Origin of the sequence: Methanocaldococcus vulcanius M7, from assembly GCF_000024625.1 — an archaeon.
GTDB classification, from domain to species: domain Archaea; phylum AGJL01; class Methanococci; order Methanococcales; family Methanocaldococcaceae; genus Methanocaldococcus; species Methanocaldococcus vulcanius.
In genome coordinates this window covers 1,358,691-1,374,540 of record NC_013407.1, presented here as the reverse complement: position 1 = coordinate 1,374,540, position 15,850 = coordinate 1,358,691, and the positions used below count along the sequence as shown (strand labels likewise).

Here is a 15,850-nt window from a genome sequence, read left to right as displayed (position 1 = left end):
TTTATTTTCTTTTATTTCTTTTATTTTAGAAATTATTTTAAATTTTAAGTTTATATTATTATTTTACAAAACTACAAAAACATAGATACCAAAATTCCAAAGATTCCGCAAATAATACCTACAATCCATATTATTAAAACTAATTCTGGCTCTTTCATAGGTTTGTATTTTAGAATAAAACGTGGGAGGGATAAATATCCTCCAGCATAGTATAATCGTCCATCTTCTCCTAACTTTGTAGGTTTATGCTCATCTCTACTCATAACTCCTGCACTATAATATTTTAAAGATGCATCAAGCAAATAGGGAAGCATTATTACAATAAAGGGCACAACTTCATTAGAAACAATAGCTATCGTAGATAAAAATGCACCAATTGGCAATGTTCCAACATCCCCAGGAAATATCCTTGCAGGATACTTATTAAAGACAAGTAAACCAAGATATGAACAAGAAAATATCAAACATAACATCCCCTCTAAAATATGTCCTTTTAAAAACAATATCAATGAAAAAAATATTGATGATATAACACCCATCCCTATCTCTAAACCATTAAATCCTGCTAACATATTAGTCAAGTTGGAAAAGATAGTTATTCCAACTGCAATACCAATAATATAAGATAAAGAGTTTATTTCCCCATATTCGTAAAATATTCCTCCTACGAAAAGTCCAGATATAAATAGAAGTATCAATTTTTCTTTTGGAGAAAGTTTTGCAATATCATCAATTATTCCAATAATGCCAGAAGTTGTTATGGGAATTAAAAATATTGGTGATAGATAAGGAATAAGTAGAGAGTTTGTAAAAAGAGGAGACAATCCTCCCATTTCTGGAACCTTAATTTTGTCTTTTTTATGCAGATCAAATCCATATTTAAATTTTACCATCCTTTTAATTAAAAAATAACTAAAAAATAATGAAAATACAAATGATATAACTGCTATGACACCAGAGATTGCAATCAACATCATAGTCCCTACTCCCACTTTTATTTCTTATTTTTTACAGTTATGTGTGTTATTTCTTCTAACTACTCTATTATTTATTATTATTTATTATTTACTACTTTTCATATGGAATTTAATGTTGCATCTTTGTCTATTTTTTCATTTTTGAATTTTTTATTATTTACAATTTTTCTTGTCAAAAGGGGGGGTTGATCAAAACTTCACGTACACTCGGATGTGTAGATCATCGAAAGATGTTTAATTTTAGAGTTAGTAATATTAATTTAAGAAAAAAGTAATGATTAAAGTATTCTCTTCCCAAAGAGGTCTGATTTTAATATAATAAAAAAAGATGGAGGAGTTATTAACATACCACCAAGATTTCCATCCTCGAAGAGGTCTGATTTTAATTAAGAGAAAAACTTGGAGACATTGAGATAATTCAGTTTTCCATCCTCGAAGAGGTCTGATTTTAATCGATTCACATAATATATAACAAACATAAAGTAATATATAACGTTTCCATCCTCGAAGAGGTCTGATTTTAATTAGCTCGAAAGCATAGTATAGATGTTAGTGGCTTAGAACATTTCCATCACGAATCGTGCTGATTTTAATATATAATTATCAAAACATAAATACCACAGTGAATATTGGGTTTCCATCACGATCCGTGCTGATTTTAATAATTTGTTGGATACCTTAGCTAATCTTATTGATTCGTTTCCATCACGATCCGTGCTGATTTTAATAAAATCCGTAAATCATATTTCTCTTTGCATCTTCGTTTATGTTTCCATCACGATCCGTGCTGATTTTAATAAGGATAGTTATTCCTTCCTTTTATTGTTGTAAGTATCTCGTTTCCATCACGATCCGTGCTGATTTTAATTGCTGATACATCATATTTTGTTGCTGTGCTTGTCTAATTGTGTTTCCATCACGATCCGTGCTGATTTTAATAATGTATTTACTGATAATTCGTAAAAATCTTGTATAACAGGGTTTCCATCACGACTCGTGCTGATTTTAATAGGGTAATTTTTCTTATTTCATTATAATATTTTTACTTATATTTATAGTTTTCCACACCATAATTATCCTACCCCCAAATAACCCCTTTTCTTTATAAACCCTATAACAAAATAATTCAAACTTTTATTTAAAAAACAACAATAAATAAAATATAAAAACATAAAATATAATTAACCAACCCTCAGAAACCAACTAAAAACAAATAAAAAACAAAAATCTAAACCAAAAACTAAAAACACAAAAAAACAAAAACAAACAACAAGATAAAAATACATGCCAAGGATAATTATTATATAGACGTAGTTTGCAATAAAGATGGTATAAATATAAAGGTGAGATAAATGGAAATTAATCCGACGAAAATTGTATGTGTTGGGTTGAATTATGTGGATCATGCAAAAGAACTTAATATGGAGCTACCTGATTATCCAATAATATTTTTAAAACCAACGTCGGCTATTATTTATCATGAAGATTATATCATTCGTCCGAAAGTGTCTAATAGAGTTGATTATGAAGTGGAATTGGCTGTTGTTATTGGAAAAAAGTGTAAAAATGTTAAAAAAAGTGAGGCAGATGAGTATATAATGGGATATACAATTTTAAATGATATTACTGCGAGGGATTTACAGCAGAAGGATGGACAATGGACAAGGGCAAAATCGTTTGATACCTTTTGCCCAATAGGTCCCAGAATTGTAAAGGATATAGATCCTATGAATTTGAATATTGAATGTAGGGTTAATGGCAAGATAAAACAAAAATCAAATACAAAAAATATGATCTTTGACGTGTATGAGTTAGTTGAATTCGTTTCTTCGATAATGACGCTTTATAAAGGAGATATTATATCAACAGGAACCCCTCCGGGTGTTGGAGAATTAAAAAACGGAGATGTGGTAGAGTGTGAGATTGAGAACATTGGAATCCTAAGAAACTATGTTAAGGATGAATAACAAGATTTTATTTAACAATCTCACATCCTCCCGGCGGTAAAACCCTTAATATTTCTTCATCGTCTACATCATATTCTTTAAACAACTCCTTTAACTCTTTAACAACTTTTCCTTTTTCCTTGTTGGATGGTTTTAGCAACACCCACTTAATAAAATGCTTTTTCAGCGCTTTTGGAGGGGCAGTTGTTATTTTTAAGTCCCCATCATATTCTAAGACCCCAATTCCTAACTCTAAAGGAGTATTTCTATAATAGTGCCTTTCTCCTCGTATAACAAACGCCCCTCTTTTTAAATATTCCCCACTCTCAGCTGTTTTGGAAATTTGCTCTGGCTTAACCCAGTAAGTATCAATTGCCCCATATCCAAGCTTCCATGCTTTTGAATGAGAAACAGAGAATTTAGCAACCTCCTCCAATGTTTCTTCATCTACATCTCTACCCTGCGTTTTTATTACTGTAAATGGAGCCCCTTGAATATTTGCGTGAAATACAATATCATCTTTGTCTGTATATTTTTTAATGAGAATCTCATTTGTTATTGCATCCTTCCCAGCAATAACCAAAAATCCATTAATAACTGTCCATTTAAACTTTTCATACCATTTTCTCTCTTTTCTTTTCTTTTTCTTCATTTCTGGGATTTCTTCTCCAAGTGTTTTTTCTTCTTTCTTTTTAAGTTCTTCTATCTTTTTCTTTGTTAGTTCTATGGCAGTTTTTATACCCTCTACTTTATGTTTAAGTTTTTTTGCCTTCTCATAAAATCTCTCTGCATTTTCAGATGCGTTTTTTCTTATATCAAGTGGAATTCTTTCTTCTATTGTTTTATCTCCAACATCTGCTTTTAATCTGACGATTATCTCCCCTATGTTTTCCCTTATATCTTCTACAAGATCCAATATTGGATGATCTTTATTTTCTTTAACTATTTTTTTAATCCTTGCCCAATCCATTTTTTCTCTTGCTTGTTTTATAGCAGAAAGTAAATTTTCAACTATTTGATAATTTGCATAGATTAGATCTCCTTTGATCTGGTTTTTTTCAGCATCTTTTTTATACCTCTCTAATGTTTCTAATTGTCTTTTTAGTATATTTTCTTGTCTTTCAATTTCTTTTTCAATTTTTGACTTTTTCTTTTTTACCTCAACGTTTGTTAAAAATTTAGCAAAGTAATCATCTACTGCATCTAAAAAACTTTCATAATATTTTTTCTCTAAATCTTCATACTTTTTTAGGTTTACCGGCACAACATCATAATGCTCTCCATCCTTTAAGATAATCTGTGGCTTTCTATTGTTAAATACTTCATTGAATAGTTCTTTTGATGTTTCAAATAGGACTTTTATTTCTTCTTCGCTTAACTCCTTTTTTTTCTTGTCAATCCCTGCCCTCTCACAAATTTCTTCAGCGTAAAGCCCTCCTATCCCAAAAACTCTCGAAATCAACCTAACGCACTCAACCCCTCTGTTATTTATGAAATAATCTTTAAAGACCTCATAGGCAATCGAATATTCAATGTTATAAGGGTTGAGTGGTTTTTGTGGTGGAAATTGGTATTTTTCTTTTGGAACGATCTTTCTGGAACTCCATATCTCAACTCTGAGAGGAGATATTATTGTATCTTCAGAATTTAGGAATATTACATTTCCTTCTCCAAAAAGCTCGACAATTAATTTATAAATTCCCTCTCTTGTTTCAAAGTGAAGTATTGCAATCCTATCAAAATTCACTTGCTCAATTTTTACTAATTTTGCGTTTTTTAGATACTTTCTTAATAACATGGCAAATGATGGAGGTATTTTAGGTTTATCTCTCTCATAGTTTGTTAATGTTATATATTTATATTTACCAACACTTATTACAAGTTCTCTACTTCCACCTTCTGGAACGTGAAGCTTTAATATTAACTCTCTATTGTTATCCCTTTCAACTAAAAAGGCCTTATCCAACCTGCTATTAACAAGTTTCTGTAATTCGAGAATAACTCCACACACATCTACATTTGTCATCTCGGTTTTCATCATCTCACCAAATATAGTTTTATATATCTTTTAAAGTTAATAATATTTTGTGGTAGTATGGATAGAGAGGAATTTTTTAAATATTTAAAGGAAGGAAAATATGATAAGTTGGCTAAGTTGATTAACAAGGATGATAATGCTTTAACACTTTTAGAGGAGATACTTGCATCAGGAGAAAGAGATCTTGTAAGAAGGGGTTTTTTGGTATTAAAAAGATTGGATGACAAGTATATTGTAAGATTTCTTCCCTATATAGTTTTACATTTAAAAGAAAAACGAACGATTTCAAAAGAGGCAGAAGAAATTTTAAAGGACTATACAACTTCTGATAATATAGATGATGCAATTATTGATCTTCTTAAAAAATCCGTAGATGATAGTATTTTAGAGGAGTTAATATACATATACATCGAAAACGCAAATTTGGAAAATGTATTTTATAGAGCAATTAAAGAATATTATTCCATTGAGGAATTAATGAAAAATTATGACTCAAAAAGGATGTTAAAAATATTAACCCATAAACTTTACTCAGATGAAAAACTCGAAAGAGATCTTGCTTTAAATCTAATTTATGATATTGTTGAAAGATTGGATGAAGATGAACGAGAACTGTTAAAAAAACACTTGGACATTATACTTTTAGGATACTTTAACAAACGTTCATATAAGAAAATAAAACGCCTATTTGAGATTTTAGGTGTTAAAGTAGAGATCTCAGAGGAGGATGTAAAGAAAATTCTAAAAACTGATGGAAAGGCGGGGTTGAACATTATTTTAAGGGAGAATATTAGTTTATCTTCAAAATTTTATGATAGAGAATTTTTTAGAGAATATTTATACTCGGGAGATGAAGAGAGGCAATTTATTGGTGTTAAGCTGATCTCTCTAAGATCCGACTCAAAAATCAAGGTTGACAATTTATTTAAATTTTTAAATTACGGGTATGGAAAGGCAAAGACATCTGCAATAAGGGAATTAAAAAAAATAGCTAAAAATAATCCTGAATTAAAAGATTATATTGAGAATAAGACATTGATGTACGTCAAAAAAATGAATTTACCGCTGAAAATCTCCTCCTTAAGAATATTAAAAGAAATAGCAAAAAAAGAACATTTAACTCTTTTAATAAACGAACATAAACGATTAAAAAACCTCGCGTATCGATTAGAGGAAGAGAAGTTTATGGGTGGATTTCGTCATATGATAATGATGGAAGAGGAAATAAGAAGATGTAATATTGCAATGAATCTAATTGAAGAGATAATAGCAAAAATATGTTTAGATAACAACATCTCCTACAAAACTCTAAAAATTGCTGAAAATCTTGGATATGAATTCTACAAAACAATAGAAATAATTGGCTCTAAAAATCTAAATTTAATAGATATTAACGAACTCTTAGAAGATATAAAAAGGGATGGAGAACTTATAATCTACTTAACTAACATCATCGCAAACAACGGAAATATAGACGAAAATTTAAAAAATAAAATTATAAAAGTGATAGAAAATATCGACATGGCTGATAGAGATATTTTAAACGCAAATAAAATTATAATTTACTCTTCTTTTAACATGATTGAGAAAATAGGAGAGATTATAAACATGGCAGAAGGTTATTATTCAAAATTGGCATTTATAAATGCAGTTAAAAGGTTTATGGAAAGTGGACAGCTTAAAGAGGATTATCTCTGCTACGTAGTTCCAAAAATAGCAGAAATGTTATATGCAACTAAAAAATTAAGATTAATGGCTTTGGAATTTTTTAAAAAGTATCCACATGAGATCGCCCTGCCAATTCTACTTAGAGAACTCGGCAATCATAGAGGAGAGGAGAAAATAACAGTAGAGGTTATCTCAAATATCATTGAAAAGTTTCCTTGCAGTATGATTAAAATTAAAAACTTGCTAAACACTGAAAAAAGAGAACTTGCTTTAAAAATACTCCTTAAAGTTAGTAAAAATAACCCAGAGATCTTGAAGGATTTTATATACTTACTTGCAGGAATTTACGGAAATGCCAGTAGGGAAGAAAAATCCTTGATAGGAAGAATATTAAAAAATATAGCAGATGAAGAGCAGAAGTTAATCTTAAAGCCGATAATTGGAGATATATAAATTAATATACGATTTTCATTTATATTCGGAAGTGAGTTTCTATGAAGAGAGATGAGATGTTTGAAAAATTGTTGGAGGTCATAGAGGAATTAAAATTCGAGGCAGAGGACAAACCAATAATAGTTGAAGGAATAAAGGATGTAAAGAGTTTGAAAAATTTGGGAATTGAAGGGACATTTATAGTTGTAGCAAAAACTCCAATTTACTTAATTGCTGATGAACTAATAAGGAGGAGAGTTAAGGAAGTGATCTTATTAACTGACTACGATAGAAGAGGGAGAGTTCTTGCAAAGGCAATTATTGAAGAATTCAGAAGTAGAGGAATCAAGGTAAATACAAAAATCAGAAATGAGATTTTTATCTACACCCATAGCGGAATTAGGGATATAGAGAGTTTATATTCCTATATCAACAAGCGACTGTTTTGAATTTTTTAGTGTTATTCTATTTTTTACATATGCGTATATTAATATAGATTCCTCATTTTTTAATATTTCATATATAAAGTTTTCTTTACGATTCATATAGAAAATTTTATATAGACGAAATTCGTATATACATAACTACCTACATTAAAGAATACTTAACAACATATAAAATATACTTTAATTCCGATGACGGCCTTCCCTATGGAACGCCCGAGGAAGAATAATATTTGGGGTGATGAGAAATGTTCGACTTCTTAAAGAATAAAAAAGCATTATCCCCAATACTTGCCCTACTAATAGTGTTAGGAGTTACAATAGTGGTAGGAGCAGTATTCTACGCCTGGGGTAATGGGTTATTCAATAGTAGTCAACAAAGCACAAAATCAGCATTGGAAGGAACAACGTCTTCAATAACCTATGCTGCAGGAGCCATAGGTGTAGGAGTTCCTAAAGAGATTGATGTTGAAGGAGATTTGGATTTGGGAGATGTTTTACAGTATTACTATAATGGAGTATTATATGACGATCCTGACAAATCAGAATATGTATTAAATGCTTTAGCAAAAGATTCTCAATGGGGAACCCTCTATGATGAAAGGATCATAGTTCCAGTACCATTAACCTTAGAAAACTACTATGATTCAACATTAACAAATGTCAAAATAGAAAGTGATGGTGCAACAGAAGTTGCTGGCTTAACCTTAAAGAAAATAACATTAAACTACAATGGACAAAGTTATGATGCATATTTGTTATGCACAAATGATGGAACACCATTTAAAGGAATATTAAATAGAACTGGAATATACCCAGATGCCACATGGGTAGGAGATGATGGTAAAAACTATACAAGTGTTTATTACATATTAGCTCCAAACTCTGTAACAAAAATTGCAGCAGTAAATGATAGTAAAGATTTATCAGTAACTGATGTGAGTCAATGGGGAAGTTCAACAAATAGACAATCTATGAGATTGTATGCAGGAGGGTTTAATAACTTCTACTATGCATGTGCAGTAAATGGCTCATATTACGGCGACACTTTAACAGCTACAAAGTTCATCGGATGGAACACAGGTTTTGCATTTAACAAATACATTACACCTATCGATGCTAAATTCTATACATCAGAATGGGATGTTGGAACCCTACACACTGGAGAAAAAGTTTCAAAAGAGATATTCTTCTTCTTTGGTTCAAGTATGGGCTTCCAAGAAGAACCAAGTGGAGTAACACCTGTTAAAATACCTGTAAAAGTTGTTTCAGACCAAGGAGTTTATAAACAAGTTGATGTTAACATAGTATTAAAAGATAGAACATAATTTCTTTAAAAACATCTCTATTTTTTTATTCTTCCATTAAATTTAAAAATTAAAATAAAAGAGTATGTTATTATTTCTCTTCTTCTTTTATTCCAATAACTTCTAATATTTTAGCCCTGATCGCTTCTTCAACTAATTTTCTCAGTGCTTCTTTATCTGAAACAGATTTAAAAATACCGAGTGGTATTTTAGCGGCTGCTGCTGTTTGATGTCCTCCTCCTCCAAAGGCCTTATTCAGTATCTCTCCTAAATTCAATCTAAGATCTTTCGTTCTTGCGGAAATGTGAATCTCATCTCCAACAATTCCAAATACAAATGTTGTAGAAATACCTTCCATTTTCAATAAGAAATCAGCTGCCTTTGGGAGAGCATCTCTGTTAGTTATCTCTCCAACATATGATAGAGCAATGTTTCCTTTAACTACTCTCCTGTTCATTATTGCTCTTGCTAAAACTTCCATAACTTCTGTTGAGATCTCTGGATTTTCAATCATATTTAAAATTGAAGCGTCAATATGGCTTTGTAAGTAAGCTGCTGCTTCAAAATCTAATTTTGATGTTTCTCTTTTAAAGTAATCAGTATCCGATTGAATTCCATAAAATAAGGCAGTGGCTAAGTTTCTTGATGGCTCTATTTCTAATTCCATTAGATACTGGGTTAAAATAGATGCGGTAGCTCCTACTTCTGGTCTTATGTCTGTGTATTTTGCATTTAGGTCTGTGTTGTTGTGATGATCAATAATTATATCTATATTAGGAAGTTCTGTTGGAAGTTGTTTAGATGAGGAAGTATCTACAACTGCAATAATACAATAATTTTCAATATTTATATCATTAATATTTAAAAGTTTTATACCAAGTAGGTTAACCATTGCCTTGTTTTCATCGTATCCAATATTTCCTCCATAGGCAATATCTGCATCAACACCCCATTTCTCTGCTATTGTTTTCAATGCCATTGCACTCGCTATTGCATCAGGATCTGGATTAATGTGTGTTAATATTAATAAAGGAGCTTTTTCTTCATTGTCTATTTTTCCTAATTCGATGCATTTTTTCTTGCCCTCTATTAGGATTGACTTTAATTTCATAAGTTTTTTCTTTAATTTTGCGTCTTCAACTTCTTTTGCAATGTCTTTTGCTCCACTTTCTAAGATGTTTATAATCTTATCTATATTCAACCCCATATACAGCTCCGGATACCGCGGTATCGCTCTCGCTATTTTATATGAATTTGGACTAAGTTCACAAACTTTTTCTGCTACCCTTCTATTAACTTCAGGATCGTTTGTTAATATTAAAACAATATCTGCTTTATCAATCTTCGCTTTTTTTAGAACGTCTTCCTGGGTTGCATCCCCAACGACTACACTCACTCCCTCTTTTAATAAATCGTCAGCATCATCGATATTTTTGTCAATAATTGTAATTGGTTCCTTGTTTTTAATGAAATTAACAACTTTTCTTCCAAAAGAGCCAAAACCTATTACGGTTATCATATTCATCACATTGAAAATTTTGATTGTTATTGAGTTTAAAGTTTTTGTAATTTATTTTTTGTAAAAGTGAAATTATTGTTGTGGAGGTATTAATAGATCGTTATTATCATTCTAAGTGTTAGTAATAAGAATTATTAACTTTTTAAGATGTTGTGTTAAAATACTCTATTTTTGTTTTTATTCTTTTATTAGTTATTTAGGGAGGTATATAAACCTTCCTAAATTTTTTAGAAGGAGATATTTTCATATCCAACTGTATATAATTATTTTAAATATTTAATTTCAATTTTTTTACTTAGATAGTTAATAAGTTGTTTTGCATATTCGAGTTTTTTAATTTTTATTTCGTCTCCTTCCGCTACCTCTTCCTCAATTTCAGGTCTTGAATAATTTGTTATATATCTTCCAAAATCCATTCCACCAAGTATTAACTTTTTGGCATTAAAATAATGCGCTAAGAAACAACATCGATCTCCATCAGTAAATCCTCCAAAGTTTATTACATTTTTTAACCTCATCTCCTTATACTGAGGAATCTGACAACTTCCAACAACATTTTTTAACTTTGGAGTTATAGCAATTATTTTTTTTATATTATCCCCATGAGCGTGAACTACAACTATCGAACCTTTTTTATTACACTCTAAAAGTGCATCTAAATGCCCATCTAAATCAGAAACTATTATATCAGGAATTATTCCTTCCTCTAAAAATGCCTTGCATGCACCATCAGCTACCACTATGGGATGGTTTAATAGTTTTTCTTTTTTTATAAGATCTATATGTTTTTTTATAGAAGGGCCAGCTCCAAAGATTATAACATCGTTTCCATGAATGATTTTATTTACTTTATTTATATCTGCTTTATTATCCCCATACTCTAAAATTTTATCCAATATTATCGCACTCTCTATATCCATATCTTTACTGAACTTGAAATCATCCATTATTTTATCATAAAAAATTTTCCACTCTTTCATGTCCATCTTATCACACTTCTGCGAATGATCATAAATTATAAAAATAATACGAATCAACTTATATAAGGTTAAATAGGTTTAATGATTCAAAAAAGCTTCTCTTCCGTTGGTGATAAAATGTTAAGTGTAAATAAAAAAGCATTGGAAATTGTAAATAAAATGATAGAGAAAAAAGAGGAGTTAAATATAGATGTCATAAAGTTGGAAAACGGAGCTACTGTTTTAGATTGTGGAGTTAATGTGTTAGGAAGTTGGGAGGCAGGTAAATTATTTACAAAGATCTGTTTGGGGGGATTAGCTCACGTTGGTATTTCATTATCCCCATGTGAGTGTAAAGGGATAAATCTTCCTTTTGTTAAAGTTAAAACATCACATCCTGCAATATCAACATTAGGTTCTCAGAAAGCAGGATGGGCTTTAAAAGTTGGAAAATATTTTGCTATGGGTTCAGGACCTGCGAGAGCTTTGGCTAAAAAACCAAAGAAAACATACGAAGAGATCGGGTATGAGGATAATGCTGATGTCGCTGTTTTATGTTTAGAGGCATCAAAACTACCAAATGAAGATGTTGCTGATCACGTTGCCAAGGAATGTGGTGTCGAGCCAGAGAATGTTTATCTTTTAGTTGCTCCAACTGCCTCATTAGTTGGATCTATACAAATAAGTGGAAGAGTAGTTGAAAATGGAACTTATAAGATGTTGGAGGTCTTAGAGTTTGATGTAAATAAAGTTAAATATGCGGCAGGTTTAGCACCAATAGCTCCAATTATCGGAGATGACTTTGCAATGATGGGAGCAACCAATGATATGGTCTTGTATGGAGGAATAACTTTTTACTATATAAAAAGTGATGAGAATGATGATATAGAAGGCCTATGCAAGTCGCTACCGTCCTGCACATCAAAGGACTACGGAAAGCCATTTATGGAGGTCTTTAAATCAGCAGATTATGATTTCTACAAGATAGATAAAGGAATGTTTGCTCCTGCTGTTGTAGTTATTAATGATGTGACAAATGGAAAGGTATACAAAGCAGGAAAAATAAATGCAGAAGTAATTAAAAAATCACTTGGATGGATAGAGTTGTAATATAGCCCAATCTAAATATACAAATGATTTTCAGTATATATTGCATATTATTATATATTATATTTTTACATTATGATTAAATAATATTTCAGATTAAATATCAATTATTTCATTTCGTTTTTCAAATAGATAAATTTTTTTATGAATTTGTAAACTAATCACAATTTGTATGGTAATTCAATAATTAAGATAAATAATTCATATTTCATATAGAGACGTTAAACGATAACTTAACTTAAACAGCAACAAAATAACTTAAACAAAATCAAAAATCTTAAAAATTTAATATGGAGGGTTTTTGATGAGCGAAAACATAAAAAAAGGACTCAGTAAAGAGGAAGTTATAAACGCTTTAAAAACCGTTGCTGATCCTCATATGGGTATAAGTATTGTAGATATGGGTCTTGTAAAAGACCTTAACGTGGATGAAGAAGGAAATGTTAGTTTTAAAATTGTTCCAACAAATCCATACTGTATGAGTGTTATGGCAATGGCTATTCAAGCAAAGGAAGCGGTTAAATCATTGGAAGGGGTTAAAAATGTAAAAGTTGAAGTTGAGGGGCATGTTATGGAGAAGGATATTAATGAAATGCTTAAAGAGTAAAATTTTATCTATTTTTATTTTTTTAATTTTATTTTTGTATATTTTTATATTTAAAGAGATTTAGAAAATGTTTATTTAAATATAAAATTTAAAAATTTAAGTATTTAAACATATATTTCCTTTTTAGTATCATTTTACTATTTTTATATATATCTTATTTATAATTTATTTTATTTTATAATAATATTATTCATATAGATTATCAAAATAACTAAAAAATAACTAAAAATACATTATTGGTGTGATTTTATGGAAAAAGGCAAAATTATTCCTTTTTTGATTATTGGAATTTTTAGTTTTGTTTTTGGGTATTTCGTTGGAGTATCCCAGCCCTTATACTCTGAAAACATAGTTATTCAATATTTTAAAAATCCAAAACCTTACAGTGTTGAAGATGTTTCACTTCCAATAACCTACTACGGAACAGTATGTGGAAAGTATATTGGATATCAGATACCTCCTCACAACGTCAATGAAGAGGCAAGAAATAGTTTTTATAGATATTTTAAGTTAAAAGATAAAGATCCAAAAAAGGCAGAGAGTTATTTAAAAAGAGGTCTCTTCCTAACTGAATACTTAATATCTCAATCACAAAAAGAGCAGGTAGAGGTTAATGGAAGGACTATAAGTTTTATTATTTGGACATATAATTTTGAGTTTCCGTTGTATAATTTATCAAGAGGATGGAAGGGATCTTTATGTCAGGCAGGATGTTTAAAAACCCTCTATTTGGCATATTTGGCAACCGAAGATAAAAGATATTTAAAATACGCAAACTTGGCGTTAAATGCTTTTGAAGTTCCAGTAGAAAAGGGAGGTTTATTAAAACTAAGACGCTATAAGAACAATTCATACTACTGGTTTCCAGAATATGCTTCTGAAAATCCTCCCTATGTGTTAAATGGATTTATAACAGCCACATTATGGATAGGAGAATTTGGAGATAAAACTAACAATTCTGAGGCACGATATTTATATAAAAGAGGTTTAAAGTCGATAGAAACATTTTTGCCAATGTATGATGCCGGAAATTGGTCATACTACGATGCTTTGGGACATAAATGTAATAGACATTATGAGCACTTACAGAGATTGCAAATGCTGTGGTTGTATAACATAACAAAAAAAGAGATGTATTTAAAGTATTATGAAAAATGGAAGGAGTAATTAAACTTATAAAATTTATAAAAGTTTAAAAATTAATTAAAAATCTAACTCTACATTGTACAGTTTTTCAATATTATCCTTATGTATTTTATAAACCCCCTCTTCATCTAAAACTCCTCTCTCTAACAATCTTCTTGTGATTCTTGGAACTGTTTTTACACCTAAAACAACTCCTGGCCTTTTAAGATCATCTATATAGTCGGTTTCCATAACAAACCTAAGCGACTTTTTAATAATCTCTTCGTCAACTCTCGAGGCCAATATTGACGGAAAGATCTTGTATTTTTCCCCCTCTAAAACCATATCTCCACAGTGGTGTTTTATAACTCTCTCGGGGTTTATCCCAACATCACATGCCATGTTGTAAAACTCCTTAAATTGCTCTTCTGTTGAACTTTCGGCATGGATTTGTATTGCACAATCTAAATCTTTTGATAATTCCATACAGTATTTTAAAATATCGTTTGAAGCAGTCCATATTTCCTCATCTACTTTATAGTGAGGCCTTCCAACCTCTCCAATACCAACGATATAGTCATATTTCTCTACAATCTTTTTAGCATAGTTTAATGCAGAGATCATTTTTTCTTTTGCCTTCTTTAGATCCATAAATTTAGTTAAATATGTTAATTCTGCAGGATGGACTCCAACTAACCCAAATGCTTTTATTTGTGTGTTTTTGTTTATCTTTTCAACGTCTTTAACCAATTTGTCCATAGATCTTGTTAGATCTCCGTCAAACGTTGGCTTGTTTAGTATTATCATTATTTTTCCTCCGGCATTGTGAAACATCCTTGCTACCTTTTCAGCCCCATATCCTTTTTCATCATCAACATGCAAGTGGTTATCAGTTATGGGAAGATCTTTTATGATGTCCATTATTCCACCTTATCAATTCCCAGTTCTTTCCATATCTCTTTTAAGGAGAATACATCTATCTGTCCAGGAGCGGAGCTCTTTCCCCCGTATGAAGCAAAGGTTAATACTGATCCAAAGTAAATACCTAATATTCTTGTTAATTTCCCTTTTTCTCCCATTCCTATCCCGATTATATTTCCAGAATATTTATAGATTGTATGTAAAATTTTTAAAACGTCTTTCTTGTCATTTACCATTGTTGCAAACTTTGCTATATCTCCTAACTCCAAAGCTTTTTCTACCACTTCTTCTAACTCTTTTTTTGAAGGAGTTTTTTCAAAATCGTGGTAGGATATTATAATTTTTGTTTTTGAACCTATCTCATTTCTAAAATTTACAAGGTCTTTATTTTTCTTCTCTTTTAATTCAATATCTACAAATTTAGCGTTGCATTCTATTGCCTTCTTGAGAAGTTTTAATCTCTCTTCTTCACTACCTTTCCAAAAGCCCCCTTCCCACTTAGGTCTAACTGTTATTATACAAGGATATTTTGAAAATTTTTCTATATCCTCTTCTTTTACATTGTTCATCATATCTACTCTAAATTCCACAATATCTGAAACCTTTAAATATTCTTCGGCAACTTTTAAAGCTTTCTCCACACTGTTTTCCACTACCGGAAGGCATATCATGTCCATCCCTTTTATTGTTATTTTATTTTTTAAGTTTGTTGCAGATTTTTGATATATTATTTTTTTATTATTTCCAAATTGTTTTTTAATGTTTTTTAATTTTTTCTGTTTAAGATTTGCAAACTTGATA

At 30.4% G+C, this 15,850-nt stretch carries 13 protein-coding genes and 1 CRISPR repeat array; of the genes, 7 read left to right on the top strand and 6 right to left on the bottom strand.

Annotated features, from left to right (window positions below):
• Nucleotides 1-71: 71 nt before the first annotated feature.
• A complete protein-coding gene (locus METVU_RS06730; protein WP_015733442.1) occupies nucleotides 72-977 on the bottom strand; it encodes an MraY family glycosyltransferase in 906 nt (301 codons plus the stop codon).
• Nucleotides 978-1,541: 564 nt separating this feature from the next.
• A CRISPR array of direct repeats spans nucleotides 1,542-1,987; the repeat unit is 30 nt; unit sequence GTTTCCATCACGATCCGTGCTGATTTTAAT.
• Nucleotides 1,988-2,329: 342 nt separating this feature from the next.
• On the opposite strand from METVU_RS06730, the gene METVU_RS06725 reads away from it, so the two are divergent.
• The gene (locus METVU_RS06725; RefSeq protein ID WP_015733441.1) at nucleotides 2,330-2,944 is read left to right on the top strand and encodes a fumarylacetoacetate hydrolase family protein; all 615 of its coding nucleotides are present in this window, start codon (nucleotides 2,330-2,332) and stop codon (nucleotides 2,942-2,944) included.
• A gap of 7 nt (nucleotides 2,945-2,951) precedes the next feature.
• Here the strand turns inward: METVU_RS06725 and rqcH are convergent, their stop codons facing one another.
• Nucleotides 2,952-4,961, bottom strand: a complete 2,010-nt coding sequence (gene rqcH / locus METVU_RS06720) for a ribosome rescue protein RqcH (protein ID WP_048196902.1) — start codon at nucleotides 4,959-4,961, stop codon at nucleotides 2,952-2,954.
• A 57-nt stretch (nucleotides 4,962-5,018) separates the two neighbouring features.
• Between rqcH and METVU_RS06715 the strand changes: the two genes are divergently transcribed.
• From METVU_RS06715 to METVU_RS06705, 3 genes are all read left to right on the top strand, one after another.
• Nucleotides 5,019-7,082, top strand: a complete 2,064-nt coding sequence (locus METVU_RS06715) for a hypothetical protein (protein WP_015733439.1) — start codon at nucleotides 5,019-5,021, stop codon at nucleotides 7,080-7,082.
• A 41-nt stretch (nucleotides 7,083-7,123) separates the two neighbouring features.
• Nucleotides 7,124-7,510 (top strand): toprim domain-containing protein, encoded by a 387-nt coding sequence (locus tag METVU_RS06710; RefSeq protein WP_015733438.1) that lies wholly within the window; start codon nucleotides 7,124-7,126, stop codon nucleotides 7,508-7,510.
• Between the two features lie 242 nt (nucleotides 7,511-7,752).
• A complete protein-coding gene (locus METVU_RS06705) occupies nucleotides 7,753-8,832 on the top strand; it encodes an archaellin/type IV pilin N-terminal domain-containing protein (RefSeq protein ID WP_015733436.1) in 1,080 nt (359 codons plus the stop codon).
• A 70-nt stretch (nucleotides 8,833-8,902) separates the two neighbouring features.
• Here the strand turns inward: METVU_RS06705 and METVU_RS06700 are convergent, their stop codons facing one another.
• Nucleotides 8,903-10,330, bottom strand: a complete 1,428-nt coding sequence (locus tag METVU_RS06700) for a DHH family phosphoesterase (protein ID WP_048196900.1) — start codon at nucleotides 10,328-10,330, stop codon at nucleotides 8,903-8,905.
• 263 nt (nucleotides 10,331-10,593) lie between these two features.
• Complete coding sequence (locus METVU_RS06695; RefSeq protein ID WP_015733434.1) at nucleotides 10,594-11,316, bottom strand: 6-hydroxymethylpterin diphosphokinase MptE-like protein; 723 nt, start codon at nucleotides 11,314-11,316, stop codon at nucleotides 10,594-10,596.
• Nucleotides 11,317-11,427: 111 nt separating this feature from the next.
• Between METVU_RS06695 and mch the strand changes: the two genes are divergently transcribed.
• The 3 genes from mch (at nucleotide 11,428) to METVU_RS06680 (ending at nucleotide 14,170) form a co-directional block, all read left to right on the top strand.
• Nucleotides 11,428-12,399, top strand: a complete 972-nt coding sequence (gene mch / locus METVU_RS06690; protein ID WP_015733433.1) for a methenyltetrahydromethanopterin cyclohydrolase — start codon at nucleotides 11,428-11,430, stop codon at nucleotides 12,397-12,399.
• 301 nt (nucleotides 12,400-12,700) lie between these two features.
• Nucleotides 12,701-13,003, top strand: coding sequence for a metal-sulfur cluster assembly factor (locus METVU_RS06685; protein WP_015733432.1), 303 nt, complete (start codon nucleotides 12,701-12,703; stop codon nucleotides 13,001-13,003).
• Nucleotides 13,004-13,252: 249 nt separating this feature from the next.
• Nucleotides 13,253-14,170: a D-glucuronyl C5-epimerase family protein gene (locus METVU_RS06680; RefSeq protein WP_015733431.1), complete on the top strand. Its 918-nt coding sequence runs from the start codon at nucleotides 13,253-13,255 to the stop codon at nucleotides 14,168-14,170.
• Nucleotides 14,171-14,206: 36 nt separating this feature from the next.
• On the opposite strand, the gene METVU_RS06675 is transcribed toward METVU_RS06680, so the two are convergent.
• Both METVU_RS06675 and aroD read right to left on the bottom strand, forming a co-directional pair.
• On the bottom strand, nucleotides 14,207-15,049 hold the full coding sequence (locus METVU_RS06675) for a TatD family hydrolase (protein ID WP_015733430.1): 843 nt from the start codon (nucleotides 15,047-15,049) through the stop codon (nucleotides 14,207-14,209).
• Entirely contained in the window at nucleotides 15,049-15,720 is a 672-nt protein-coding gene (gene aroD / locus METVU_RS06670; protein WP_015733429.1) for a type I 3-dehydroquinate dehydratase, read from the bottom strand. Before aroD ends, METVU_RS06675 begins: the two co-directional genes overlap by 1 nt.
• Nucleotides 15,721-15,850 lie beyond the last annotated feature (130 nt).

What these genes read in the sequence shown, in the direction of transcription:
- METVU_RS06710 (WP_015733438.1), top strand. Translation starts at nt 7,124, where the DNA reads ATGAAGAGAGATGAGATGTTTGAAAAATTGTTGGAGGTCATAGAGGAA.
- METVU_RS06705 (WP_015733436.1), top strand. Translation starts at nt 7,753, where the DNA reads ATGTTCGACTTCTTAAAGAATAAAAAAGCATTATCCCCAATACTTGCC.
- METVU_RS06680 (WP_015733431.1), top strand. Translation starts at nt 13,253, where the DNA reads ATGGAAAAAGGCAAAATTATTCCTTTTTTGATTATTGGAATTTTTAGT.
- METVU_RS06700 (WP_048196900.1), bottom strand. Translation starts at nt 10,330, where the DNA reads ATGATAACCGTAATAGGTTTTGGCTCTTTTGGAAGAAAAGTTGTTAAT.
- METVU_RS06725 (WP_015733441.1), top strand. Translation starts at nt 2,330, where the DNA reads ATGGAAATTAATCCGACGAAAATTGTATGTGTTGGGTTGAATTATGTG.
- mch (WP_015733433.1), top strand. Translation starts at nt 11,428, where the DNA reads ATGTTAAGTGTAAATAAAAAAGCATTGGAAATTGTAAATAAAATGATA.
- METVU_RS06715 (WP_015733439.1), top strand. Translation starts at nt 5,019, where the DNA reads ATGGATAGAGAGGAATTTTTTAAATATTTAAAGGAAGGAAAATATGAT.
- METVU_RS06730 (WP_015733442.1), bottom strand. Translation starts at nt 977, where the DNA reads ATGATGTTGATTGCAATCTCTGGTGTCATAGCAGTTATATCATTTGTA.
- aroD (WP_015733429.1), bottom strand. Translation starts at nt 15,720, where the DNA reads ATGATATGCCTTCCGGTAGTGGAAAACAGTGTGGAGAAAGCTTTAAAA.
- METVU_RS06675 (WP_015733430.1), bottom strand. Translation starts at nt 15,049, where the DNA reads ATGGACATCATAAAAGATCTTCCCATAACTGATAACCACTTGCATGTT.
- rqcH (WP_048196902.1), bottom strand. Translation starts at nt 4,961, where the DNA reads ATGAAAACCGAGATGACAAATGTAGATGTGTGTGGAGTTATTCTCGAA.
- METVU_RS06685 (WP_015733432.1), top strand. Translation starts at nt 12,701, where the DNA reads ATGAGCGAAAACATAAAAAAAGGACTCAGTAAAGAGGAAGTTATAAAC.
- METVU_RS06695 (WP_015733434.1), bottom strand. Translation starts at nt 11,316, where the DNA reads ATGGACATGAAAGAGTGGAAAATTTTTTATGATAAAATAATGGATGAT.